The organism is Flavobacterium sp. XS2P24 (assembly GCF_030010285.1).
GTDB classification, from domain to species: domain Bacteria; phylum Bacteroidota; class Bacteroidia; order Flavobacteriales; family Flavobacteriaceae; genus Flavobacterium; species Flavobacterium algoritolerans.
In genome coordinates this window covers 1-26,885 of sequence record NZ_JASCRU010000024.1, presented here as the reverse complement: position 1 = coordinate 26,885, position 26,885 = coordinate 1, and the positions used below count along the sequence as shown (strand labels likewise).

At 35.3% G+C, this 26,885-nt stretch carries 25 protein-coding genes and 1 pseudogene; 3 read left to right on the top strand and 23 right to left on the bottom strand.

Going from position 1 to position 26,885, the window contains the following annotated elements; all coding sequences use genetic code 11:
* Positions 1-6: 6 nt before the first annotated feature.
* From nuoK to aspS, 14 genes are all read right to left on the bottom strand, one after another.
* Complete coding sequence (nuoK, locus tag QLS31_RS13150) at positions 7-327, bottom strand: NADH-quinone oxidoreductase subunit NuoK (RefSeq protein ID WP_066079401.1); 321 nt, start codon at positions 325-327, stop codon at positions 7-9.
* 1 nt (position 328) lies between these two features.
* Positions 329-841 (bottom strand): NADH-quinone oxidoreductase subunit J, encoded by a 513-nt coding sequence (locus QLS31_RS13145; RefSeq protein ID WP_091172454.1) that lies wholly within the window; start codon positions 839-841, stop codon positions 329-331.
* A complete protein-coding gene (locus tag QLS31_RS13140) occupies positions 841-1,386 on the bottom strand; it encodes an NADH-quinone oxidoreductase subunit I (protein ID WP_091172451.1) in 546 nt (181 codons plus the stop codon). Before QLS31_RS13140 ends, QLS31_RS13145 begins: the two co-directional genes overlap by 1 nt.
* Before the next feature lie 134 nt (positions 1,387-1,520).
* Positions 1,521-2,573, bottom strand: coding sequence for an NADH-quinone oxidoreductase subunit NuoH (gene nuoH, locus QLS31_RS13135; RefSeq protein ID WP_099713775.1), 1,053 nt, complete (start codon positions 2,571-2,573; stop codon positions 1,521-1,523).
* The gene (locus QLS31_RS13130) at positions 2,566-3,615 is read right to left on the bottom strand and encodes a 2Fe-2S iron-sulfur cluster-binding protein (RefSeq protein WP_121340741.1); all 1,050 of its coding nucleotides are present in this window, start codon (positions 3,613-3,615) and stop codon (positions 2,566-2,568) included. The genes nuoH and QLS31_RS13130 overlap by 8 nt, the downstream gene beginning before the upstream one ends.
* A gap of 56 nt (positions 3,616-3,671) precedes the next feature.
* Positions 3,672-4,046, bottom strand: a complete 375-nt coding sequence (locus QLS31_RS13125) for a four helix bundle protein (protein WP_282744235.1) — start codon at positions 4,044-4,046, stop codon at positions 3,672-3,674.
* 5 nt (positions 4,047-4,051) lie between these two features.
* Complete coding sequence (gene nuoF / locus QLS31_RS13120) at positions 4,052-5,416, bottom strand: NADH-quinone oxidoreductase subunit NuoF (RefSeq protein WP_282744234.1); 1,365 nt, start codon at positions 5,414-5,416, stop codon at positions 4,052-4,054.
* Between the two features lies 1 nt (position 5,417).
* Positions 5,418-5,948, bottom strand: a complete 531-nt coding sequence (locus tag QLS31_RS13115; protein WP_282744233.1) for an NAD(P)H-dependent oxidoreductase subunit E — start codon at positions 5,946-5,948, stop codon at positions 5,418-5,420.
* 86 nt (positions 5,949-6,034) lie between these two features.
* Positions 6,035-7,273 (bottom strand): NADH-quinone oxidoreductase subunit D, encoded by a 1,239-nt coding sequence (locus tag QLS31_RS13110; RefSeq protein ID WP_282744232.1) that lies wholly within the window; start codon positions 7,271-7,273, stop codon positions 6,035-6,037.
* Positions 7,274-7,308: 35 nt separating this feature from the next.
* On the bottom strand, positions 7,309-7,830 hold the full coding sequence (locus tag QLS31_RS13105; RefSeq protein ID WP_099713780.1) for an NADH-quinone oxidoreductase subunit C: 522 nt from the start codon (positions 7,828-7,830) through the stop codon (positions 7,309-7,311).
* Between the two features lie 3 nt (positions 7,831-7,833).
* Positions 7,834-8,382 carry an NADH-quinone oxidoreductase subunit B gene (locus QLS31_RS13100; RefSeq protein ID WP_066335808.1) on the bottom strand — a complete coding sequence of 183 codons (549 nt, stop codon included), beginning with the start codon at positions 8,380-8,382 and terminating at the stop codon, positions 7,834-7,836.
* 71 nt (positions 8,383-8,453) lie between these two features.
* Positions 8,454-8,819: an NADH-quinone oxidoreductase subunit A gene (locus QLS31_RS13095; RefSeq protein WP_282713500.1), complete on the bottom strand. Its 366-nt coding sequence runs from the start codon at positions 8,817-8,819 to the stop codon at positions 8,454-8,456.
* A gap of 297 nt (positions 8,820-9,116) precedes the next feature.
* Positions 9,117-9,311, bottom strand: a complete 195-nt coding sequence (locus QLS31_RS13090; protein ID WP_007137066.1) for a cold shock domain-containing protein — start codon at positions 9,309-9,311, stop codon at positions 9,117-9,119.
* Positions 9,312-9,443: 132 nt separating this feature from the next.
* Positions 9,444-11,189: an aspartate--tRNA ligase gene (gene aspS / locus QLS31_RS13085; RefSeq protein ID WP_282744231.1), complete on the bottom strand. Its 1,746-nt coding sequence runs from the start codon at positions 11,187-11,189 to the stop codon at positions 9,444-9,446.
* Between the two features lie 228 nt (positions 11,190-11,417).
* Between aspS and QLS31_RS13080 the strand changes: the two genes are divergently transcribed.
* The gene (locus tag QLS31_RS13080; protein WP_099713783.1) at positions 11,418-11,765 is read left to right on the top strand and encodes a membrane-binding protein; all 348 of its coding nucleotides are present in this window, start codon (positions 11,418-11,420) and stop codon (positions 11,763-11,765) included.
* A gap of 387 nt (positions 11,766-12,152) precedes the next feature.
* Here QLS31_RS13080 and QLS31_RS13075 read toward each other — a convergent pair whose 3' ends face one another.
* The 8 genes from QLS31_RS13075 to QLS31_RS13040 form a co-directional block, all read right to left on the bottom strand.
* Complete coding sequence (locus tag QLS31_RS13075) at positions 12,153-13,838, bottom strand: sodium/sugar symporter (RefSeq protein WP_282744230.1); 1,686 nt, start codon at positions 13,836-13,838, stop codon at positions 12,153-12,155.
* A 361-nt stretch (positions 13,839-14,199) separates the two neighbouring features.
* A complete protein-coding gene (gene galE, locus QLS31_RS13070) occupies positions 14,200-15,219 on the bottom strand; it encodes a UDP-glucose 4-epimerase GalE (protein ID WP_282744228.1) in 1,020 nt (339 codons plus the stop codon).
* Positions 15,216-16,268 (bottom strand): UDP-glucose--hexose-1-phosphate uridylyltransferase, encoded by a 1,053-nt coding sequence (locus QLS31_RS13065; protein WP_282744226.1) that lies wholly within the window; start codon positions 16,266-16,268, stop codon positions 15,216-15,218. Before QLS31_RS13065 ends, galE begins: the two co-directional genes overlap by 4 nt.
* On the bottom strand, positions 16,268-17,437 hold the full coding sequence (gene galK, locus QLS31_RS13060; RefSeq protein ID WP_282744225.1) for a galactokinase: 1,170 nt from the start codon (positions 17,435-17,437) through the stop codon (positions 16,268-16,270). The genes QLS31_RS13065 and galK overlap by 1 nt, the downstream gene beginning before the upstream one ends.
* A 96-nt stretch (positions 17,438-17,533) precedes the next feature.
* On the bottom strand, positions 17,534-19,960 hold the full coding sequence (locus tag QLS31_RS13055; protein WP_282744224.1) for a DUF4982 domain-containing protein: 2,427 nt from the start codon (positions 19,958-19,960) through the stop codon (positions 17,534-17,536).
* Between the two features lie 34 nt (positions 19,961-19,994).
* Entirely contained in the window at positions 19,995-21,041 is a 1,047-nt protein-coding gene (locus tag QLS31_RS13050) for a glycosyl hydrolase 53 family protein (RefSeq protein ID WP_282744223.1), read from the bottom strand.
* 6 nt (positions 21,042-21,047) lie between these two features.
* The gene (locus tag QLS31_RS13045) at positions 21,048-22,142 is read right to left on the bottom strand and encodes a glycosyl hydrolase 53 family protein (protein ID WP_282744222.1); all 1,095 of its coding nucleotides are present in this window, start codon (positions 22,140-22,142) and stop codon (positions 21,048-21,050) included.
* Position 22,143: 1 nt separating this feature from the next.
* A complete protein-coding gene (locus QLS31_RS13040) occupies positions 22,144-23,196 on the bottom strand; it encodes an aldose epimerase family protein (protein ID WP_282744220.1) in 1,053 nt (350 codons plus the stop codon).
* A gap of 101 nt (positions 23,197-23,297) precedes the next feature.
* On the opposite strand from QLS31_RS13040, the gene QLS31_RS13035 reads away from it, so the two are divergent.
* Together QLS31_RS13035 and QLS31_RS13030 are read left to right on the top strand one after the other, a co-directional pair.
* Positions 23,298-24,296 (top strand): GntR family transcriptional regulator, encoded by a 999-nt coding sequence (locus tag QLS31_RS13035; protein ID WP_282744219.1) that lies wholly within the window; start codon positions 23,298-23,300, stop codon positions 24,294-24,296.
* Between the two features lie 400 nt (positions 24,297-24,696).
* Positions 24,697-26,736: a transketolase gene (locus QLS31_RS13030; RefSeq protein ID WP_282744218.1), complete on the top strand. Its 2,040-nt coding sequence runs from the start codon at positions 24,697-24,699 to the stop codon at positions 26,734-26,736.
* Between the two features lie 32 nt (positions 26,737-26,768).
* On the opposite strand, the pseudogene QLS31_RS13025 reads toward QLS31_RS13030, so the two are convergent.
* Positions 26,769-26,885: pseudogene (locus QLS31_RS13025) on the bottom strand (IS1595 family transposase); the annotation flags it as partial.

Below are 26,885 nucleotides of genomic sequence, written 5' to 3'. Positions count from 1 at the left end.
TTCCATTTATCCTTTTAAGTTTTTTAAATTATCGATAGTAATTGATCCTAAATTTCTAAAGATAGAAACCAGAATTGCCAATCCTACCGCAACTTCTGCCGCAGCAACAGCCATCGAGAAGAACACAAAAACTTGTCCTTGCGCATCTTGATGATAAGTTGAAAATGCTACAAACAATAAGTTTACTGCATTCAGCATAATTTCAATTGACATAAATACGATAATGGCATTTCGTCTGTACAACACTCCGAAAACGCCAATACAAAAAAGTATTACGCTTAGGAATATATAATTTTCAATACCAATGTGGTTTAAAATATTGTTCATCTTATTTTTGCAATTTTTCTTTTTTAGACAATAACACAGTTCCAATCATAGCAACCAAAAGTAATATAGAAGCAAATTCAAACGGAACCATATATTCATTCAGCAGTATTTTACCTAATACTTTTATAGACTGATAATCTTCGCCGGTAGTTACGTATTCTCCAACAATAGGTTTTGAGTTGATGAAAATAGCTATCAAAACCAAACAGATTAAACAAAAAGAAACAATAGCTCCTAATCGCGTAATTCTAGGTCGGTGCACTTCTCTTTCCTCATTTAAATTCATCAACATGATGGTGAATAAAAACAAAATCATAATCGCTCCAGAATACACAATAATATGCACTATCGCCAAGAATTGAGAATTCAATAATAGATAATGACCTGCAATCGAAAAGAAACAAATCACTAAATAAATAGCACTGTGAATCGGATTTTTGCTAAAAATTGTCAAAAATGCGGTTGCTAATGTGATAGCAGCCAATACACAAAAAATTATAAGTATCGTAGACATTAGTTAGCGTTTTTAAGTTGAGCGTTTTTCATTGCCATTTCAAGCGGCATGACCAATTTGTCTTTTCCAAAGATAAAATCTTCTCTTTCGTAGCTTGAAGGAACCAGAACTTTCGAAGTTGTCAAGTAAATAGCGTCTTTCGGACAAGCCTCTTCACACAATCCACAAAAAATACAACGCAACATATTGATTTCATAAATCGACGCATATTTTTCTTCTCTGTACAAATGTTTTTCATCTGCTCTGCGTTCTTCAGCCTTCATCGTAATCGCTTCCGCAGGACAAGACAACGCACATAAACCACAAGCCGTACAGTTCTCACGACCTTGCTCATCACGTTTCAACATATGTTGACCGCGATACACCGGACTCATTTCACGTACTTGCTCCGGATACTGAATCGTTACTTTTCTAGTAAACAAATGCTGAATTGTAATTATCAAACCTTTGACAATTGCAACAAGATACATTCTTTCCCAAAAAGTCATCTCCTTGTTAGAGACTTGCTTTTTTCTTCCCGATAAGGATATACTTTCTATTGACATTTTTTATTTTTATTTGAAGCTTAATCCTGCTATTCGTTTCAATCTTTTATCCTGAACTTGTTTCAGGATCCTGAAACAAGTTCAGGATAAAAGGATTTCCACTGCTATCAGGGCTAGGGCTTTTTCGGTACTGATTAAAATCCTAAATAAGTTGCAATTTCACTTCTCAAAATTACAATTCCAGTAATTATAATATTAATAATTGACAATGGAATTAATATTCTCCAACCCAAATGCATCAATTGATCGTATCTGAATCTTGGAATAGTCCAACGAACCCACATATAGAAAAATATGAATCCGCACAATTTGATAAACAAAGCACCAAATCCTATAATGTTGGCAATATTTACACCCCAGTTTTCAACAGCCCAACTCATTCCAGGATAATTATATCCTCCAAAGAATAAAACCGCCAAAATTGTAGAAGAAATAAACATATTAGCATATTCAGCAAATAAATAGAATCCCATTTTCATCGATGAATATTCGGTATGATAACCTCCAATTAATTCACTTTCGCATTCCGCTAAGTCAAAAGGAGTTCTGTTCGTTTCTGCAAAAGCACAAATTAAAAATATAATAAAAGATAACGGTTGGTAAAAAACATTCCAGTTCATACCTGCTTGTTGTGCTGAAATCTCTCTTAAACTCAATGTTCCGGTCATCATCAACAAAGCAATCATCGAAAGTCCCATGGCAACTTCATAAGATACCATTTGCGAAGCAGCACGAACTGCACCCATCAAAGAGAACTTATTATTAGATGCCCAACCACCAATCATGATTCCGTAAACACCTACTGAAACAACTCCAAAAAAGTATAACAATCCAATGTTCAAATCAGTGGCCTGCAATAAAATATCTCTTCCAAACAAATGCAATTTATCTCCCCAAGGAATTACGGCACTAGTCATTAAAGCGGTACTCATTGCGATTGCCGGACCTACAAAAAACAAAAATCTGTTTGGTGTATTAGGCTCAAATTCTTCTTTTGAGAATAATTTTAAACCATCGGCAAGCGGTTGAAACAATCCAAAAGGACCGGCTCTATTTGGTCCGACACGATCTTGAAGCCAAGCGGCAACTTTTCGTTCAGCCCAAGTGGAATACATTGCCATCAACATTGTCAAAGCAAAAACTGCAATAATAATGACACTTTTTTCTATGATAATAGTACTATCCATTATTACCCAAGCTTTTTTGATTAATAATGTCTTCTTCAGTCAAAGGAATTTCGACCATGCTTATTTTCTTACGGTCTTCTTCTCTACCTAAAAGGATATTTTCTTCAGTAGCGATTTCCACTTTTTGTAATTTTCTGTTGTATTTATTTTGGTTGATAACCGAATCTTTTTCGAATGCTCTCGGTCCTTCAATAGTCCAATCTGCAATGTCTTTGTGATCAAAACGACATCCATTACAAATAAATTCATCTACTTCATGGTATTCGTCTTTTCTTCCGGTAACACGTTGGATTTCGTCACCAAACATCCAAACGGTAGTTTTTCCAGAACAAGTAGGGCAATTTCTGTGTGCATTATAAGGCTTACTGAACCAAACTCTAGATTTAAATCTAAACGTTTTATCAGTTAAAGCTCCTACCGGGCAAACATCAATCATATTTCCAGAGAACTCATTATCAACCGCTTTTGAGATACAAGTTGATATATTAGAATGATCTCCTCTATCCATTACTCCGTGTACACGATCATCAGTCAATTGATCTGCCACCATTACGCAACGGTAACATAGAATACAACGGTTCATGTGCAATTGAATATTTGGACCAATATTTTCTGGCTCAAAAGTTCTTTTTTCTTCGATAAAACGAGTTTCTGATTTCCCGTGCTCAAAGCTTAAGTTTTGCAAATCACATTCTCCTGCCTGATCACAAACCGGACAATCTAACGGGTGATTAATCAATAAAAATTCCGTTACTGATTTTCTGGCTTCGGTTACTCTTGGCGAAGATTTACTATTTACTTCCATTCCGTCCATACAACCGGTTACACAAGATGCCATTAATTTAGGCATTGGTCTTGGATCGGCTTCACTTCCTTTGGAAACTTCCACTAAACAACAACGGCATTTTCCACCGCTACCTTTTAGTTTAGAATAATAGCACATTGCTGGCGGAACTACTTCTCCACCTATCATACGTGCTGCTTGCAGGATTGTTGTTCCTGGTTCTACTTCTATGCTTTGACCGTCTATGGTTACTTTCATGTTTAAAGTCTTAACGTCTTAAAGTCAAATGTCTTAATGTCGAATACATTTCGACTTTACTTCTTTTGACTGTCATTTAAATATTTTATAAATCCACTTAATAATTTTGAAATATCTGAAACATTCTCAAATAATTCGTCAAATTCTATTTTTGTAATATAATTTAAATCCAATGCTAAATACAATTGTGATCTTACTTCTGCAGAAGATGCTTTAGCCACGTACAAAAAATATATAAATTCTTTATCCGTGTTTCTTTCAAATCCTTCTGCAATATTTGAAGAAATTGAAATTGATGCCCTTCTAATTTGTCTAACTAAATCAAAATCTTTTTTAAATTCTGCACCATTGGTTATTTCATAAATCCGTTTGTTGAAAATCCTTGATTTTTTACAAGAATTAATTTCTTCAAATGAATTAAACCTTCCCATTTCCGTTATGACTTTAAGACATTGGACATTATGACTTTGGAGAAAGGTTCAGCAACAAAATGATCTCTATTTTTTATTTTTTCCGGGAAACGAATATGGTATTCAAACTCTTCTCTAAAGTGACGAATTGCAGCTGCCACTGGCCAAGCTGCTGCGTCACCTAAAGGACAAATGGTATTTCCTTCAATTTTACTTTGAATACTCAATAGCAAATCGATATCTTCTTCACGACCGTGACCATTTTCGATTCTGTGCAATACTTTTTCCATCCAACCAGTACCTTCACGACATGGAGAACATTGTCCACAGCTTTCATGGTGGTAAAAACGAGAGAAATTCCAAGTATTACGAACAATGCAAGACGTATCATTGTAAACAATAAATCCGCCTGATCCTAACATAGAACCAGTTGCAAATCCACCGTCACTTAACGATTCGTATGACATCAAACGATCTTCACCGTTTGCCGTTTTATAAATTAAATTCACAGGTAAAACGGGAACAGAACTTCCTCCCGGTACAAATGCTTTCAAAGGTCTGTCAGAACTCATTCCGCCTAAATATTCATCAGAATTCATGAATTCATAAACACTTAAACCTAATTCAATTTCATAAACACCAGGATTTTTGATATGTCCAGAAGCCGAAATTAATTTGGTTCCTGTAGAACGACCGATACCAATTTTAGCATATTCCGCACCTGTATTATTGATAATCCAAGGCACAGCGGCAATTGTTTCTACGTTATTTACAACCGTTGGATTTGCCCAAAGTCCTGAAATAGCAGGAAATGGTGGTTTGATACGAGGATTTCCTCTTTTTCCTTCCAAAGATTCGATTAATGCAGTTTCTTCACCACAAATGTAAGCTCCGGCACCACAATGAACATAAAGTTCTAAATCGTACCCTGAACCTAATATATTTTTACCCAAAAATCCAGCAGCTTTTGCTTCATTAATGGCTCTTTCTAATATTTTATAAACCCACATGTATTCTCCACGAATGTAGATGTAAGAAAGGTTTGCACCCAAAGCATAACTGGAAGTAATCATTCCCTCAATCAATAAATGAGGAATAAATTCCATCAAATAACGGTCTTTGAAAGTTCCTGGCTCTGATTCATCCGCATTACAAACTAAATGTCTTGGTTTTCCTGATTTTTTATCAATAAAACTCCATTTCATTCCTGCTGGGAATCCTGCTCCACCACGACCACGCAATCCTGAAGTTTTCACTTCTTCGACAACTTCGTCTGGCGTTAATGTTTTTAAGGCTTTTTCTACTGAAGCATAACCACCGTTTTGACGGTATACTTCGTACGTTTTAATTCCTGGAATATTTATTTTGTCTAATAATATTTTTTGTGACATATTATTTATCGTGTAATATTATTGTATCGTTTTTGCAATCATCAATTAACTGGTCGATTTTTGCTGCCGTCAAATGTTCTTTGTAAAAATCGCCTAATTGCATCATTGGAGCGTAACCACAAGCACCTAAACATTCAACACCTCTAACTTCAAACAGACCGTCTGGAGTAGGCTCACCTACTTTTACACCTAGTTTTTCACAAGTGTAATCCATTAAATCCTCTACTCCATTCAAACAACAAGGAGAAGTTTGACAAAATTCAAACATGTATTTTCCAACTGGTCTTTGGTTGTACATCGTATAAAACGAAACTACTTCATAAACTTCAATTGGCTTAATCAAAAGGATTTCGGCTACTTTATTCATTAATTCAATACTCAACCAATTCTCATGAGCATCTTGAACTTCATGCAAAACAGGCAATAAAGCCGATTTTCTTTTGTCTTCAGGATAATGACTGATTAGTTCATTGATGCGGGACATCAATGCTTCAGTCATATTTATTTCTTGTTTGTGATACGTACGTTCCATTTTTTATTATTTCAAATTTTGAATCCTAAATTTTAAATGTTTTTTGACTTCCATTCCTAATTTACAATTCATCATTTATAATTTTATTAAGCGTCTAATTCTCCGGCAATAACATTTAAACTTGACAAAATAACAATTGCATCCGATAGTAATGAACCTTTAATCATTTCTGGATACGCTTGATAGTAAATAAAACAAGGTCTGCGGAAATGCAATCTATAAGGAGTTCGACTTCCGTCAGTAACCAAGTAAAAACCTAGTTCTCCATTTCCACCTTCAACAGGATGGTAGATTTCGGCAACTGGAACAGGAACTTCACCCATAACAATTTTGAAATGGTAAATCAACGATTCCATACTGGTGTAAACATCTTCTTTTGGAGGAAGGTAATAATCCGGAACATCAGCATGAAAGTCATTTCCTTCCGGCATTTTATCTAATGCTTGACGAATAATACTCAAACTCTCCCAAACTTCGGCATTACGAACACAAAAACGATCGTACGTATCACCAGATTTTCCAACAGGAATAATAAAATCAAAATCCTCATAAGAAGAATACGGTTGCGCTACACGGACGTCATAATCAACACCTGCAGCACGTAAATTTGGACCTGTAAATCCGTAAGCCATAGCTTGTTCAGCTGTTATAGCTCCAACATTTACAGTTCTGTCAATAAAAATTCTATTTCTTTCGAATAAGTTTTCAAATTCTTTCCAGGCAGCAGGAAATTCCGCTAAAAACACATCTAATTTTCTAAAAGCTTCTGGTGACCAATCTCTTTCGAAACCACCAATTCTTCCCATATTAGTAGTCAAACGAGCTCCACAAATTTCTTCGTAGATTTCATACACTTTTTCTCTAAATTGGAATACATATAAAAATCCGGTATACGCTCCGGTGTCCACACCAAGGATTGAATTACAGATGATATGATCCGTGATTCTAGCCAATTCCATTACAATTACTCTTAAATATTGCGCTCTTTTAGGAACTTCAATATCCAACAATTTTTCTAATGTCATCCACCAACCCATATTGTTTATAGGCGATGAACAATAGTTCATTCTATCAGTAAGAGGTGTGATTTGGTAAAAAGGACGATTTTCAGCGATTTTTTCGAAAGCTCTGTGAATGTAACCAATAGTTGGTTCCGCTTCTAGAATTCTTTCTCCATCCATCAACAAGATATTTTGAAAAATACCGTGTGTAGCTGGGTGAGTAGGCCCTAAATTTAAGATCGAAAGCTCGCTTCCGTCATCGTTTAGTTGGGCTGCAATTCTTTTAGCATAGCGATGCTCTGGTGGTAATAATAGTTCTGACATTTATTTAATGTGAAAAATTATAATAGTGTGTGTTTTTAATAATTGTCGGTTGTTCTTCCAAAGAAACGGTCATCTTTATCTGTTCTTCCGCTATCTTCCATTGGAAATTCTTTTCGCATTGGAAAAGAAATCATTTCATCCATATTCAAAATACGTTTCAATTGCGGATGACCAATGAAGTTTATCCCATAAAAATCATATGTTTCTCTTTCCATCCAGTTAGAACTCAAGAAAATGTTTGATATCGTTTTTATTTCTGGGTTTTCACCGTTGATAAATGCCTTAATTTTAATCCTTTTATTTTCGTACCAATTGTGCAAATGATATACCACTGCAAATTGATGATCAACATCATTGTCAGGATAGTGAATCCCACACAAATCAGTTAAAAAATGAAAACGTAATGTTGGGTCATTTTTCAAAAAAAGAATCACTGCCGTAATTTTATCAGCAGCGACTTCAAATGAAAATATATCTCTTTCCTGATTGAATTCAAAAACAGCTGAATCAAATGTTTCAACTAATTTTTCTTGGATTTGTATCGTTTCTAGCGCCATTATTTATTTGATATTATAAGAAGCTAATAATTCTTGGTATTCTGGAGAACTTCTTCTTCTTACCGATTCCGTTTTAACCAATTCTTGCAATTTCATAACACCGTCAACAATTTGCTCTGGTCTTGGCGGACATCCCGGAACATAAACATCAACCGGAATTACTTTATCAATCCCTTGTAAAACAGAATAAGTATCAAAAATTCCACCAGATGAAGCACAAGCTCCAACAGCAATTACCCAACGAGGCTCTGACATTTGTTCGTAAACCTGACGTAAAATTGGCGCCATTTTTTTCGAAATCGTCCCCATTACCATTAGCATATCCGCTTGACGAGGAGAAAAACTCACTCGCTCCGAACCAAATCGTGCCAAATCGTAATGCGAAGCCATTGTTGCCATAAATTCAATCCCGCAACAAGATGTTGCAAAAGGCAAAGGCCACAAAGAATTTGCACGAGCCAATCCCACAACATCATTCAGCTTTGTAGCAAAAAAACCTTCACCAACAACGCCTTCCGGAGGGGCAACCATATTTATATTTGAATCACTCATTTTTTATTATTTTGAATTATAAATTCTGAATTACAATGACATCATTTAAATTCAGCATTTAAAATAAATTTTTATTCCCACTCTAATGCTTTCTTTTTGATGATGTAGAAAAATCCCACCAAAAGCAAAAGCATAAAAATCACCATTTTAACCATTCCTTCCATTCCCAATTCCTTGAAATTGATTGCCCATGGATACAAGAAAATCACCTCAACGTCAAACAAAACAAATAAGATGGCCACAAGGAAATATTTTACTGAAAATGGAATTCTCGCATTTCCAACAGATTCAATCCCACATTCGAAGTTCTTATCTTTGATTTCAGAAGATCTTTTAGGGCCTAATTTTCCTGAAACTATTATAGTTCCTACAACAAATCCTACAGCTAGGATAAACTGCATTAAAATTGGTATATAATTTAATTGATCGGATTGCATATTATCGATTTTTTTGAATAAAAATAAGCCACAAAGATAACTTTCAAATTATTAAATAACAATAAAAACTCAAAAATACATCGCAACTACAACGTTGTAAATTTACAATTTTTATTAATTATAAATAAGAAAAGATTTTTATCTTAAGATGTGTTTAACGTTTAAAAATTTAACAATTCTAAAAAGAAGGTTCATTTATTCCGAAAATGACAACAATTTTGAATAAAAAAAACGTCCCGAAATAATTCGGAACGTTTTTTAAACATTCGTAGGCAAAAAAAATTAATTTTTTTATGCTTAGATCACTGCTACTTTCGCAGCAACTTTTCCTTTTCTTCCTTCTTCTTCTTCATAGCTAACTCTGTCACCTTCGCGTAATTCTTCCGCGTTGATTCCTGATGCATGAACAAAAATGTCTTTTCCTGTTTCTTCGTCTGTAATGAATCCGTAACCTTTAGATTCATTGAAAAATTTAACTGTACCTGTACGCATTGTAATAGTAATAATAATTTATAATGGAGCAAATGTAATATTTAATATAATACGAAAGACATTCTTCTCTTTTTATTTTGTAAAAATATTGATATTCAACGTTTTCTAACAAATTTAATCGATAAAGTACAACTACGCTAATTTTATATGCAACTCTTTTAATTGCAAATCATCAATTGCTGACGGAGCATCAATCATGACATCTCTTCCTGAATTATTTTTTGGAAAAGCAATGAAGTCACGAATTGTTTCCTGACCACCTAGAATTGCCACCAATCTATCCAATCCAAAAGCCAAACCTCCGTGTGGCGGTGCACCAAACTGGAAAGCATCCATTAAGAATCCGAATTGAGCCTTAGCTTCTTCTTCGGTAAAACCTAAATATTTAAACATCAATTGTTGTGTCGCTTTATCATGAATACGAATCGATCCACCACCAATTTCATTTCCATTCAAAACCATATCATACGCATTAGCACGAACTTTACCTGGATTCGTTTCCAGCAAATGCATATCTTCTGGCTTAGGAGAAGTAAAAGGATGGTGCATGGCATGGTAACGACCGCTTTCTTCGTCAAATTCCAATAAAGGAAAATCAACTACCCAAAGAGGTGCAAATTCAGCCGGGTTTCTCAATCCTAATCGCGTTGCTAATTCCATACGTAATGCGCTTAATTGTCCACGCGTTTTATCGGCTGGACCAGAAAGCACAAAAATCATATCTCCAGCTTTTGCACCAGTGATTTTTGCCCATTGCGTTAAATCGTCTTGATCGTAGAATTTATCTACTGATGATTTATAGGTTCCGTCTTCATTACATTTCACATAGACCATTCCAGATGCACCCACCTGAGAACGTTTGACCCAGTCAATTAATCCATCTATTTCCTTACGAGTATAGTTTCCAACTCCTGGAACCGCAATTCCCACCACTAATTCCGCAGCATTAAAAACTGGAAATTCTTTGTGTTGCGCCACTTCATTCAACTCACCAAACTCCATTCCGAAACGGATGTCCGGCTTGTCATTCCCATATGTTTTCATGGCGTATTCGTAGGTAATTCTTGGGAATTTTTCTACTTGAATGCCTTTTATTTCTTTTAATAAATGTCTTGTCAATCCTTCGAAAACATTCAAGATATCTTCTTGCTCCACAAAAGCCATCTCGCAATCGATTTGCGTAAATTCCGGCTGTCTGTCTGCACGTAAATCTTCGTCACGGAAACATTTCACGATTTGGAAATATTTATCCATTCCACCCACCATCAATAATTGTTTGAACGTTTGAGGAGATTGTGGCAACGCATAAAATTGTCCTTCATTCATTCGAGAAGGCACCACAAAATCTCTTGCTCCTTCTGGAGTAGATTTAATTAAATAAGGTGTTTCCACTTCACAAAAATCCAAATCCGAAAGGTATTTACGCACTTCCATTGCTACTTTATGACGAAACATCAAACTGTTTTTCACCGGATTTCTTCGAATGTCAAGGTAACGGTATTTCATTCTGATGTCTTCTCCACCGTCCGTTTCATCTTCAATTGTAAAAGGAGGCGTAAGAGAAGCGTTAAGAATAGTAAGTTGAGTAACTAAAATTTCAATCTCACCTGTTGCAATATTTTTATTTTTAGCTTCACGCTCAATAACAGTACCTTTTACCTGAATTACAAATTCACGACCAAGAGTTTTAGCCAGTTCAAAAACTGATTTCTCTGAACGACCTTCGTCAAAAATTAATTGCGTAATTCCATAACGATCCCGTAAATCAACCCAGTTCATAAATCCCTTATCACGCGATTTTTGAACCCATCCCGCAAGTGTAACTTCTGTATTAATATGTGAGGCATTCAACTCGCCACAATTATGACTTCTATACATTATTCTAATTTTAGATTGTTTCGCCCTTTAGGCTCGGGTGCAAATTTAGGACTAATTATGAATAATGAATTGAGAAATACCATTTTTTAGTGTTAGATTTTTACTGAAAATTTTATTTCCAATGTTAAGTTTTACTCCAATGTTACTAAATTGTTAACTTAAAGTTTTTTTATTGTAAAATGTTTTATATATTTGTTAAGCTAATATGAATTTAAAAATCCAAACGACATGAAAAAATATATAATCTTAACCGCATTAATCTTCTCAGGTATAGCATTTGCTCAAGAAAACAATCCAAAATTAGAAGCTGTAGGTGAATTAGTAAAAACAACTTACTACTTTGAAAATGGAAAAGTACAACAAGAAGGTTTCTTTAAAAACGGGAAACTTGAAGGACTTTGGACTTCATATGACACAAATGGTAACAAATTATCTGTTGCTAATTATGAAAATGGAGAAAAAACTGGAAAATGGCTTTTTTGGAATGGTAACAACTTAAGCGAAGTAGACTATTCTAACAGCAGAATTGCTTCCGTAAAAACATGGAAACAAGAAGCATTGGTTAACAGAGACTAAAAGCATCACTTAAAATATAAAAAAAGCTTCCGTTAATTTCGGAAGCTTTTTTTATGCCTACTATTTACTAAATAAGCAATAAATACAACTCTTTCAATCACTAGTTGAAAATTCTCAAAACAGAGCAATTAATCCGCCTGAAATACGGCTAATCTCGCAAGATTTACCAGTACTAATTCTAATATTTAAATTGTCTTACAGCGATTCTATTTACTTTAACAACACAGAAATTCTTTTGTGGAAACGCTTTCAAAATCTATTGTTACGTACTCCAAATACATTTAAAATCAAATGCCGTTTAGTTACGTTTTCATTTGGGATTACCAACTGATCTTAACTAAACGGCAATGATAGTTATTTCTGTAACTTGAAACTAGTTGTTATATACTACCAGAACTTAGCGTACAATGCAAAAATAATCAATAAAGTGATTACGATTAATACTGTTGTTTGTGGTTTTACCTTGAACATTTCAGTATCTAACTCAAAAGCTTTTGGATTCACTTTTGGTCCGGCAAAACTCACTGCAATCATAATAAGCATTGTAAACATAAATGACAATCCCATACAAATGTGGAATGGTATTTCATATCCACCTTTTCCATTGGCATAAGCCGTGTAAAGTAATGTTTCGGTGCCAAATAATGCCGGTGCAAATTCGTTGAACAAAACTGACAATAAGAAACCGGAAATCACCCCTATTATCGCAGCAGTTCCAGTAGTTCTTTTCCAAAACATTCCAAGGAAAAACATGGCAAAAACTCCAGGACTGATAAACCCTGTGTATTTTTGGATATAAGTAAATCCACCTACACCACCAATTCCTAATATATCATTCCATGTAAACAAAACAGCAAGAAGCATCGCTGCAAAAACAGCATATCTTCCAATATTCACCTGGCTTCTGTCGCTCGCATCTTTTTGAATGTATTTTTTATGCACATCTAAGGTATAAATAGTAGAAATACTATTCACTTTTCCAGCCAAAGAAGCAACAATAGCAGCTGTTAAAGCAGCAACAGATAATCCTTTTAATCCCGTAGGCAAGAACGTCAACACAGCAGAATACGCACCATCTTTTCCACCTACTAATTGAGGTAAATGTCCGTTTTCATATAAAACATAAGCAGCAATACCTGGTAACATAACAATAAGCGGCATTAATAATTTCAAAATACCTGCAAACAAAATACCGGTACGGGCAGTTTGTAAATCGGCACCCAAAGCTCTCTGCGTAATGTATTGGTTGCAACCCCAATAATTAAGATTAATAATCCAAATACCCGCCAAGTATGACATCATCCCCGGAAAAGTAAGATACTTATTAATATCATTTTGAGAAGAAGTAGCAGTTGGTTCCGGGATAATCATTTTGAAATGCTCCGGAGCTTCTCTCATTAACACCTTGAAACCTGCAATAGCATTTTCTCCAACTCCAAAATATTGTCCAACTGTAGTTAAAGCAATATATGATGTAACTAGTCCACCGATAATTAAAACTGCAACCTGAATTACATCTGTATACGCCACCACTTTCATACCTCCTAAAGAGATCACTAAAGCAAAAACGGCAAGCCCAATCATAATAGCGTGTAAATATTCACCACCAGCCAATCCATTAATGGCAACAGCTCCTAAATATAAAATAGAGGTAAGATTTACAAATACATATAAGAACAACCAGAAAACGGCCATAATTAAAGCAGTTGATTCGTTATACCTTGTTTTTAAAAATTGAGGCATAGTATAAATCTTGTTTTTTAAATAAACAGGAATAAACCAAACGGCTACAATAATCAAAGCAATAGCGGCAATCCATTCATAAGCGGCAACTGCAATTCCTAAAAAGAATCCTTCCCCACTCATTCCAATAAACTGTTCAGCAGAAATATTAGAAGCAATCAAAGAAGCTCCAATAGCCCACCATGTCAATGTACCCTCAGCCAGGAAATAGGCTTTGGCATCATGTTCGTTTTTCTCACGTTTGCGATAAACGGTATATCCGTAAGTGGACACCACGATAAAATAGATAATAAATACTGCGTAATCAGCAAAAGCAAGGTTCTGGTTCATGAGTAATTTGTTTTTTAGAAATTAATATAAATGAATGAGATTATTGTCTTGTAATATGTAATGTTTTTATTAATGTAATTATACTGCTTTTTTTTAAACAAATCACACACAACTTGGCTTAAAACCAAACAATTCCATTATAGAATTGAATATAAAATGTGATATGTATTTTAATTTTATTGTTTTTTTATGAATTATGAAAGTCAAAAGTAAAATAAAAATATTTATTTACATCATTTATAAATGTATTTTTTACATTTATTATTATTGTATAGGTTAAATCTTAAAAAAAGCACTTAAACTACTATCTAAATCCCATTTTTATACATGTTTCACAACAAAAAATGGATTCCATAAAATTTTAACGGCTATTTCTGACCTTTTGTTCCCATTTCCAAGCACTGGCAATCGCTTCTTCCAGAGTTGACTGTGTTTTCCATCCAAGCACAGTATTCGCTTTATCGGTATTGGCATAAACCGAAGTCACATCGCCTTCTCTTCTTGGAACAATGGTATAAGGTAATTTTTGTCCGCTAACTTTTTCGAAAGCGCTAATCACTTCCAACACCGAGCTTCCGGTTCCGGTTCCCAAATTAAAAACTTCTAATTTCTCAGAATTCTTTTTGTTCATTAATCTTTGTAAAGCAATGACATGGGCTTTCGCCAAATCAACTACGTGAATATAATCGCGAACACAGGTTCCATCAACCGTTGGGTAATCATTCCCATAAACGGATAATGATTCACGCAAACCCATTCCGGTTTGAGTAATAAAAGGAACTAAATTTTGCGGTACACCCATAGGCAGTTCCCCAATTTCAGCTGATGGATGAGAACCTATTGGATTAAAGTAACGCAACAAAATAGCATTGACGTTACTTATTTTAGTGACATCGGTAATAATTTCTTCCCCAATTTGTTTGGTATTTCCATACGGAGACATAGCCGTTTGTACAGGCGTAGTTTCGGCAATGGGCATCACTTCGGCTTGACCATAAACGGTACAAGATGAACTGAAGATAAAATTGGCTTCCGGCTTTTTCTGTAACTCCTGTAAAATGTAAACCAGCGAAGCAACATTGTTTTCATAATACAACAAGGGTTCTTTCACACTTTCACCAACTGCTTTGGAGGCAGCAAAATGAATCACTCCAGCCACATCCTCATGCTTCTGAAAGAAAGCTTGAACAGCTGCTTTATCTCTTAAATCTATTTGTTCAAAAAGCGGTTTTTTACCTGTAATTCGTTCTATGCCATCCAAAACATCAATCGAAGAATTAGACAAATTATCAACAACAACTACTTCAAAATTTTCATTTTGTAATTCCACTACGGTATGCGAACCAATGAATCCCAAACCTCCGGTAACAACTATTTTCATGACTTATTTTTGTAATGTACGTTAGACTGTTCTCTTAAAACCGCGGCACTTTTCTCTGGCGTAATATCCCGTTGTGATTCACCCATCATTTCATATCCTACCATAAATTTCTTTACGGTTGCAGATCGCAACAACGGTGGGTAAAAATGAATGTGAAAATGCCATTCCGGATGCAATTCCCCATCAGTAGGTGACTGATGAATTCCTGATGAATATGGAAAAGAAGTTTCAAAAAGATTATCATATTTTGTAGTCAATTGTTTTAAAATAACTGCAAAATCGGTTACTTCCGTTTCCGTGAAATCCGTAATTTTATTCACATTTCGTTTGCTGACAATCATCGTTTCATACGGCCAAATCGCCCAAAAAGGAACCAATGCCACAAAATGATCATTCTCAATAACAATGCGCTCGTCGAGTTTCATTTCTTCATTTAAATAATCTTGAAAAAGTGTTTTGTTATGTTTTTCAAAATAAGCTTTTAAGTTATTTTGCGTTTTCTCCACCTCAGTCGGCAAAGACGATTGCGCCCATATTTGCCCGTGAGGATGCGGATTACTGCAACCCATAACGCTTCCTTTATTTTCAAAAATCTGAACATGGTTGATGTAGTCCACGTTACCTAAATCTGTGTATTCTTTTTGCCAGGTATGAATGATGTTTTCAATAGCAGTTGCTGGCATTTCAGGCAATGTCAAATTATGTTTTGGCGAAAAGCAAACCACTCGAGAAATTCCTCTTTCTGGTTTAGCTCTAAAAAAAGTCTCTTTTTTGTTTTCTTCAAATGCAATTTCTTCTTGCTTTAAAGCGGCAAAATCATTTTCGAAAACAAAAGAATTTTCATAATCCGGATTCACCATTCCATTTGCTCGAACATTTCCCGGACACAAATAACATGTTGGGTCATATTCCGGCAATGCATCCGAAGTTACTGTTTCATTTTGTCCTTGCCAAGGGCGTTTCGAACGGTGTGGAGAAACCAAAACCCATTCGTTAATTAACGGATTATAGCGTCTGTGCGGATCTTCGTTGATATCAAAATTTTTCATTATTTCGCGATATAAAGTGATGTTCCATTTCCGGTTTTTACATCGTAAATTTTTAATTCTATTCCAAAAGTATCTAAATAAAGTGCAGAAAGCTGTTGTTTAATTCGCTCTTCATGTCCTTTTTTGATTAAGTTGATAGTGCAACCACCAAAGCCACCGCCCATTAATCGGGAACCAACTACGGCTTCTTCCTTTTTAAGTGTATCCACAATCATGTCTAACTCAGCACAACTTACTTCATAATCAACCGATAATCCTTCGTGTGTTTCGAACATTAATTTCCCTAAAACTTCAATCTTTCCATTATCTAATGCTTCACAGGCAAGTTTCACCCGATTGATTTCTTTTACCACAAAAAGACACCTTTTGAAAACATTTTCACTCATTGTATGTTGCAATCCTAAAACATGTTCTTCGTTACAATCTCTAAAACTCGTTATCTCAGGAAAATTATTTTTTATAATCGCAATCCCTTCTTCACATTGCTGTCTTCTCTCATTATAAGCCGATGTCATCAAGGAATGCTTTACATTCGAATCGAATAAAATCAAAGAATAATCATTAAAATCAGCATTATGGTATTCATATTCTAAGGTCTTGCAATCAATTTTTATGACTTTATTTTCTAAACCCATAACACTTGAAAACTGATCCATTATCCCGCAATTGATTCCTACCCAATGTTCGGCACTTTGTCCCATTAAGGCAATATCAACCGGTTTTATTTTCAGTTCAAAAAGCTCGTTGATTCCAAACAAAAATCCACATTCCAATGCCGCCGAGGAAGACAAACCAGAACCTACGGGAATATTACTGCTAAAAACACAGTTGAAACCATCAAATTTAAAACCTTTGATTTTCAATTGATTGATAACGCCTCGAATGTAATTCGTCCAAACATTATCGGTTAATTCCATTGAATCGGTAACGTCGATTTCAAACGAATCGTCAAGGTCAATCGCAATAATTTTCGAGGTATTGGAATTACTTTTTTCGAAAGCAAAGCAGATGATTTTGTCAATTGCTGCTGGTAAAACATAGCCGTCATTATAATCGATATGCTCTCCGATAATATTAATTCTTCCCGGAGAAAGTACTATTTTTTTGGGTGCTGAACCAAAACTTTCTTCAAAGAAAGCTGTCGTTTTTTTAATTAATGAATCGTTCATTTTCTTTAAATTACCGTTATTTTGAAATTGTTAAAGTATTCGTTTTTAAATCCGTAATTGATACTTGAACAACTATTTTCTTTTTAAGATTTTTATTTATTTGGCAGCAGCCAAAATCAATTTTCCGCTCTTAAGCCCACCTCCATTTACTTCAAGTTTTATATCACCCGCAGTTGTAGTAGATTTCACGAGGACTACCAACTTTCCACTAAAAAGTTTCATGGTATCTTTATGAAACATCTCGAGTGAAGTAGCATCACCATTACAGGCAGCACGGTAAGTACCCGCTCCTGAAACCTTAAATTTTAACTGATTAGTCGCTGTAGGACAAAGAATTCCATTTTTATCCACTACAGATACGGTCACGAAAGATATATCTTCGCCATCGGCAGTGATTGTTTTCCTGTCCGCATCTAAAACAATTTTATAAGGCTTGCCGGCAGTACGTACTTCTTCTTCAGCAACAGCTTTTCCATTGTCATCATAAGCCACCACTTTTACTGTTCCTGGCTCATATTTCACATCCATCCACATCAGGCGATAGCGATTCTGTGGTGTACTTTTATTTTTTTTCTGCACTCCCATGCTTTTGCCATTTATAAAAAGTTCCGCGCTGTTGTAACTCGTGTATACAAAAACGGGAGTTATCTCTCCTTCACGGCCTTCCCAGTTCCAATGTGGCAAGACATGAAGTGTTGATTCTTTTGTATTCCAACGACTTCTATATAAATAATAACGGTCTTTTGGTAAACCAGCTAAATCATTAATTCCAAAATAAGAACTTCTAGACGGCCAGCTTTCGTCATAAGGCGTAGGCTCTCCTAAATAATCAAAACCTGTCCAAACAAACTCGCCAATTACCCATGGTTTATCATCTTGAAGCACAAAATCTTCATCAGGCACGTTAGACCAGCTACAGGCTTCCAAGTCATAAGAGGAAGATTGAAAATCTGGATATTGTTTCATTTTTTCCTGTACCACAGGGAATTTATAAATCCCTCTGGAGCTCACCGTTGATGCTGTTTCTGAACCTAAAATAAACCCTTGCGGAAATTTTTTAAATGCTTCATCATATAAATGTACCCGATAATTCAACCCCGGAACATCCAGTAAAGCTCCAAAACCAGATTCCATAGTTGCTTTTACTTGATCCATACCTACAGTTACCGGACGTGTTGGATCTTCTCTATGAAATAGTTCCTGCAACCATTTGGCTCGTTTTACACCAGCTTCTCCCCATTGATCAGGCACTTCATTTCCAGAACTCCACATCACAATAGAAGGATGATTTCTTGTTGCCTGCACTAAATTCACGATATCTTTTTCAGCATATTCTTCAAAAAAACGATGGTAGCCATTTTCTACTTTTGGCAATACCCATTCATCAAAACTCTCCGCTAGAAACATAAAACCCATTTCATCCGCCAACTCCAATTGCTCGAAAGAAGGCATATTGTGCGAACTGCGAATTGCATTACAACCCATATCTTTTAAAATCTCCATTTGCCTGCGTAACGCGGCTTTATTTACGGCAACTCCAAGCGGACCCAAATCGTGATGCAAACAAACTCCTTTAAATTTGGTTATCTTTCCATTAAGACTAAAGCCTTTATTGGCCTCGTATTTTATTTCGCGAATTCCAAAACGTGTTGAAATGGCATCTTTCAATTCTTTTCCAACATACAATTGGGAAACCGCTTTGTACAAATAAGGGGTTTCGGGACTCCATAATTTTGGCTTTTCTACTTTTAAATTTTGATCGAATTCTTTTCCGAATTGCATAGTCGACTCCTCTGAACTAAGTTTTTGTCCTTCGGCATCAAAAATAGTGGTGACTAAACGAGTATTTTCCCCAGAAGCTTTGGTCTTAATGTTAACTTTCGCAATTTCTGAACTTATAAAAGGTGTCGTTACAAACTGACCCCATTGGTCAATGCTTTCGTTATTTTTTATAATAACACTTACTTTTCGGTATAAACCGGCACCAGGATACCAGCGGGAAGCAAATTCTTTATTGGTTAGTTTTACTGACAATGTGTTCGCTCCTTCTTGTATAAATTGGGAAACATCAAAATAAAAATAACTATAGCCATACGCCCATTCTCCTACTTTTTTTCCGTTTAAATACACTTGAGGTTCGCTCATGGCACCTTCAAAAAGCAAAATTATTTTTTTCCCTTTTACATCTTTAGGCAATGTGAATGTATTGCGATACCACGCTGTCCCGATATGAGGTAAAGCGCCAGTTCTTCCTGTTTTTTCGGTGGCTATATTTTCTCCGTTTTGAACAATGGCAACTTTTTGTATATCTACATTTTTATCAAAAGGTCCGTAAATTGCCCAGTCATGCGGAACAGTCACAGATTCCCATTTCGAATCATTAAAATTTACTTTAATTGCCTCTTCAAAATCGCCTTTTTGAAATTTCCAATTGGTATCTAACACTTTAACTTCTCGTGTTTGAGACACAGCCAATTGTGTAAAAGTGAAACATACAAACAGAACGTGTATTACTTTCTTCATTTTCAAATCTTTTTTAAAATTTTATTAATCCAAATTATTCTTTAAACGCATGCAAAGCCGGCGAAGGTTTCCCATCAGATTGCCAAGCACTTAACGAATAGTGACTCCAACTCTTTTCGCCCTGTGGTTCCCAATAAATAACACCAAGTCCTTTGTTATTTGGCACTGCTTTGACCGCTTTGATTGTTGCTGCTAACATTTCGTACGTGTTTTGCACTTTGTCATATTCACCACCAACTTCTACAACCATCACTTCTTTGTTATATCTGGTAGCCATGTCGTTAAGATTATTGGCTAAATCCGCAATGGTTTCAGTATAATCTTTCTTGATCCAAAAAGGGTAATAGGACAGCCCAATCACGTCGTACTTTACGTTATTTGCTGTAGCATTATCAAAAAACCATCTGAATTTTTCACTATTGTTACCTTCGTCAAGATGAACGATTACTTTGATTTTAGCATCAATAGCCTTTGTTGCTTCATAGCCTTTGTTGAGTAATTGTGCCAATTGGCTCCAATTTTTTGTACTTCCTTCCGGCCACATCATACCTCCTGGAATTTCATTTCCTACTTGAACCCATTCCGGAGTAACTCCAGCTGATTTTAATGCGCTCAAAACATCAAAAGTATGGTCGTACACATCCGTCATTAACTCTGAAAAAGTATGATTCTCCCATGCTTTTGGTTTGAATTGTTTGCCTGGATCGGCCCACGAATCACTGTAATGAAAATCAATCATGATACGCATTCCCATTTTTTGAGCACGCAAAGCCATGACAACGGTTTCTTCCTTGCTGCAATGTCCACTGGCTTTATCGTCATTTGGATTTACCCAAACGCGAAGGCGAATGGTATTCATTCCTCTGTCTTTCAGCAGTTGCAAGCAATCTTTTTCAGAGCCATCGGTATCGTAAAATTTGTATCCTGTGGCTTCCATTTGTGGCAACCACCCCACATCGGCTCCTTTTGCAAAAGAACTCTTTGATGTTGTTTGAATATTTTTGGATGTATTACAAGAATAAAGCACTGAAATCATTAAAGACATCAAAACGAATCGGAAATACATTGGTGAATTTTTCATGTGTACTTATTTATTAAACACCTGCAAAACAGGTAATGCTTTATTATTAAAATCATAAAATGCCTGATTTTCAAAAGTAGAGCCATTTGCGGCTTGATTCCCTTTAAAAGAAATCCATTCGCCTCCCCAATACGCAAATCCCAAGCCGTATTCAGACTCTTTTACGACTGTTTTTATTGCCACTACAAAACTTTTTTGCCCATCAGTAGTAGCAGGATACCCTGAAACCAGTTGTGTGTCTAAACCAACAATATTATTGGTCCAGTCATTATATCCTAACGTAAACGGATAAGCCGTTTCAGCAATGATTACTTTTTTATTGTATGTTTTTCCTAACGTATTAATGGTCGCTTTGACAACTTCTAAATCTTTTCCGTGCCAAATCGGATAATAGGATAAACCAATATAATCGTAATCTACACTTTTAATTTTATTAAAAAACCAATTGGTTTCCGAAGCTTTAACACCTGCATAATGAATCATTATCTTCGTATTTGGGGCTTTGGTGCGAATAGTTGCGCTTGCCTCAGATAATAAGGCCAGGCATTGAACTTCCTGATTAATTAAATGACCTTGTGGCCAAAGCAATCCACTATTTATTTCATTCCCTATTTGGATAATATCAGGATTAATTTCTGTAATAATTGTCGAAGTATAAGTAGCTACCGCCGTTTTTAAATCTGTAAAAGACAAATTTTTCCATTCAGCTGGTATCGTTTGCACTGCAGGATCAGCCCATGTGTCTGAATAATGAACGGTTAACCAAACTTTCATTCCTGCTTTTTTTACACGTGCCGCCAAAGCTTTTACTTCAGTCATTCCTGAATGTCCGTTTGAAGGGTTTTTCCAAAGACGAATTCGTACCGCATTACAACCTGCAGTTTTTAAAGTCGTAAGCATATCTTCCGCTTTAGTATTATTGTATAAAATAGTTCCAGAACTTTCTATTTCCGGCAGAAAAGAAATATCTGCAGCTCTGATAAAAGTATCTTCCGCAACTGGCGGTTCTACTATTGGCGTTTCATTTGTATCATTGGCTGAACAGGAAAAAAACATTCCCAGGAGTGCAAATACTCCAAAAACCAAAATGTGTTTTTTCATATTAAAAAGATTGAAATTTATAAATGGTTTTGTGATAATACAGCTCTTCTTTTCTCAAAACTGAGTTGGGAAAATGCTTGTAATTTGGTGCATTAGGGAAATTTTGCGTCTCAAAACAAATACCGCTCAAAGCATGGTAATCCGCATTTTCTTTTCCTTTTAAAGTATTAAAACAATTACCGCCAACATAAATATGAACACCCGGCTGATTGGTATACACTGACATTTTTAAATTATTGCTTTTATTGAAAAGTGAAGCTGCAAATTCATTTTCTTTATTCAAAATAAAGGTATTGTCAATTTTAGAAGGACACTTTCTTGGTGATGTAAAATCAAACGGACAATTTGCTACGTTCAAAAACCTTCCAGTTGGAATATTCTCATTGGTTGTTTCTAACAATCTATGCGAGTTGACCATTATTTCTTGTTCAGAAACATTGGATTTGTGACCATCAAGATTAAAATAACTGTGATGCGTTAAATTCACAACAGTATCTTCTGTAGTTGATGCCGTGTAATTTATAATTAATTCATTTGCATCAGATAAAGTGTACGTCAATTCAACCGTTAAATCCCCAGGGAAATTTTCTTCTTGATGAGGGCTAAAATAAGCTAACGTTATAGAAGGACTTTTACCGTTATTTATATTTTTGACTTTCCATATTTTTTGGCTGAAACCACTATTTCCGCCATGTAAAGAATGATCCTTATAATTCTTTTTTAAACGAATTGACGTGCCATTTAATAAAAATTCGCTGTCGTTTATTCTTCCTGCAAATCTTCCTACTGTTGCTCCAAAGTAAGGCGCGCTTTCCAAATCAAATGATTTGATGTAAGCCTCTAAAGTATCAAAACCCAAAACCACATCTACAAATTCACCGTTTTTCAGTGGCATTTTCAACGAGGTAATAGTTGCACCATAATTAGTAACTTTAAGCTGCATTCCGTTTTTGTTCGTCAATTCATAAAGAGAAACCTCTTCGCCATCTGATGTAAAACCAAATAATTTCATTGCAGAACTAGCTTTAAAATGTGATATGTGTTTTATTTTCATGATTTATTTATGAAATGTGAAAACCAAAAGTAAAATAATTATTATCAGTTACATACCAGTACCCACCAGTTTTTGTATCTTGCGAAAAAATTCATTCATTTATGAAAATTATTTCGATTCAAAATAATCTTGGAATTCCTAAATACAAACAAATTATCATTACCGTTGAGAAGGGAATTGAAGAAGGAAAATTAATAAAAGGAGACAAACTTCCCTCTGTAAACAAAGTCAGTTTAGAGTTTTCACTGTCTCGTGATACGGTTCTACTGGCCTATGATGAATTAAAAAAAAGAGGTATTATTTATGCAATTCCTGGAAAAGGATATTATGTAAAAAGTATCGCGGTTACCATAAAACAAAGGATATTTTTACTTTTTGATGAATTAAATATTTTCAAAGAAGACATCTACAACTCATTCTTGGAAAACATTGGGAATGACGTTCAGGTTGATATTTTCTTTCATCATTTTAATATTCAAGTTTTCCAAAAACTAATAAATGACAGTAATGGAAATTATACAAAATACATCATCATGCCTACCAATTTGGCTGAGGCGGCATCAGTTATAAAAACCCTACCAGTAAATGAAGTTTATATATTAGATCAAACCAATCCTGAACTAAATTCCTTTCCTGCGGTATATCAAAATCATAAAAAAGACATCTATGAAGGCTTAATGAAAGCAAAATCCCGCTTAGTCAAATACAATAAAATAATCATGATATTCCCAGGATTTAGAGAACCTTTAGGAATGAAAATTGGTTTCGAAAACTTTTGTGAAAATTTTATTTTTGACCACGAAACCATCACTGAATTCAACAATAGAGCTATAGAAGCAGGAGAAGTTTATGTGATTCCAAATGACCGAGATCTCGTTCGTGTTATCGAAAAATCAAAGCTTCAAAACTTACAATTAGGGCGCGATTTTGGCATTATTTCCTATAACGAAACTCCTCTAAAAAAGGTAGTTGCCAATGGAATTACAACCATTTCCACCAATTTTGAAGCTATGGGGAAAATTTTGGCAGAGATGATTCTACAAGGTAAAAAAGAACAAATAGAAAACAAAAGCACGTTAATAATTCGAAATTCATTGTAGCAATTCAATCTTCTTATGGCAATACTATTTTTAAAAAATTAGTATTGCCATTTTTTATTGGCAAAAAAAATGCGATTCTTATTTTAAAATTGCAAGAAAAAAATTTATTTGTCATTGTTAAAAAAATTTGTCTACATTTGTAAATGTATTTTTTACACTTATTATTATTTTTCACATAGAGCTACTAAAAAAGAAGCTGTTACTAATTAATTTTTGGTTTAAATGTAAAATATATTTTATCTGACACTGATTTTGTCGGTTAGTCAGGATGAATTTTTTAAGCTCTAATTTTAATATAGGAAAAAGTAAAATTTGCCACCGCTTATAAAACTTTGGACACAAATAATAAAACGAATCATATTATACTATTCAAAAAACATTTAATTTTTACAATTTAAACATGAATAAAAAAATTGACAATTTAGCTGCTGACAATATTAGAGCATTAGCTATTTCGATGGTAGAAAAAGCGAATTCAGGCCATCCTGGAGGAGCCATGGGAGGCGCAGATTTTTTGCACATTTTATATACTGAGTACTTAAAATTTGACCCAACAGAAATGGATTGGTCATTCAGGGACCGTTTCTTTATGGATGCAGGACACCTTTCAGCCTTGATGTATTCCCAATATTATTTGTTAGGCAATTACAAAAAAGAAGATTTACAAAGCTTCAGACAATGGGGTTCCGTCACTCCTGGACATCCGGAAGTAGATGTGCTTAGAGGAATAGAAAACACTTCCGGACCTTTGGGACAAGGACACGCAATGGGAGTGGGTGCTGCTATCGCCGCCAAATTTCTAGAGGCCAGATTCAAGGGAATTTTCAATCACAAAATATACGGTTTCATCACAGATGGTGGTGTTCAGGAAGAAATTTCTCAGGGAGCGGGTAGAATCGCCGGACATTTAGGCTTGAACAATTTCATCATGTTTTATGATTCGAATGATGTACAGCTTTCGTCCATGACAGATGAAGTAACTTCAGAGAATACGGCTATGAAATACGAAGCTTGGGGATGGAAAGTCATCACAATTGACGGACACGACCACGAGCAAATTAGAAAAGCATTGAACGAAGCCAATGAAGAATCAGAAAAACCAACCTTAATAATTGGAAAAACGATTATGGGAAAAGGTTGCGTTACCGCCAATGGCGATATATATGAAGGCGAATGTGAACTGCACGGAAAACCTATTGGTGATACCAATGCCGATTATCTAAAAACCTTACTAAACCTTGGAGCAAATCCTGAAAATCCTTTTGCAATTTATGAAGATGTGGCAACACATTATGATAAAATAAAAGCCAAAAAATCGGAAGAGGCCGCGTACAAAAAGCATCATGTAGCCACTTGGAAAAAAGAAAACTCGGCATTGGCTCAAAAAATGGATTCATTTCTATCCGGAAAACTTCCAGAACTGGATTTGAGTAATGTAGTCCAAAAAGCAAATGCCGCGACAAGAGATGCTTCATCGGCAGTATTAGCTTACTTAGCGGAACACGTGGAAAATATGATTGTTTCTTCGGCAGATTTATCCAACAGTGATAAGACGGATGGTTTCTTAAAAAAATCTTCTGTTTTACAAAAAAATGATTTCAGTGGTGCCTTTTTACAAGCCGGAGTGGCAGAATTGACCATGACTTCTATTGCTAACGGAATTGCCCTTCATGGAGGTGTGGTCCCAGTGGTAGCAACCTTTTTTGTATTCTCGGATTATATGAAACCTGCCATTCGATTAGCCGCAATTCAGGAATTACCGGTGAAATATGTCTTGACACACGATTCTTTCCGAGTGGGCGAAGACGGACCAACCCACCAACCTATTGAGCAGGAAGCACAAATGCGTTTGTTGGAAAAAATAAAAAACCATTCGGGGCATCAAAGTTTATTAGCGCTCCGCCCTGCAGATGCTATTGAAACTTCAGTAGCATGGGATATGGCTTTGAAAAACACCACTACCCCAACAGCTTTGATTCTTTCGAGACAAAACATCAAGGACATTCCTGCAACTGGAACTTCAAGATATGAAGAAGCCACTGCGTCTGTAAAAGGAGGTTATTTGGTTAAATCTACACCAAATCCTGACATTACATTAATCGCAAATGGATCAGAAGTGGCCACCCTTTTGGAAGCCGCAATTATTTTAGAAAAAGAAAAAAATCTAACTATAAACGTAGCTTCAATAATATCTGAAGGATTATTCAAATCACAACCAAAAGCGTATCAGGAAAGCATTATTCCAAAGGGAAAATTAGTGTTCGGATTTACTGCCGGACTGCCGGTAAACTTGGAAGGCTTAATTGGCGACAGCGGAAAAATAGTTGGATTGGAGCATTTTGGATATTCAGCACCAGCAAGTGTATTGGATCAAAAATTTGGATTTACCAGCGAAAGTGTTTGCACAGAAATCCTAAAGTACATTGAAGAAAATAAATAAACATTTAAATAAATTTGATTGTCCGTTTTTAATCATAATCCTGTAATACTTGCTATTACTAGCCTATCGAATAATTTTTCCTCAAAATACCGTCTGTTAAGCTTGTAAACGAACTCGTTTAGGTATAATTGGAGATATTTCCCTTTAAT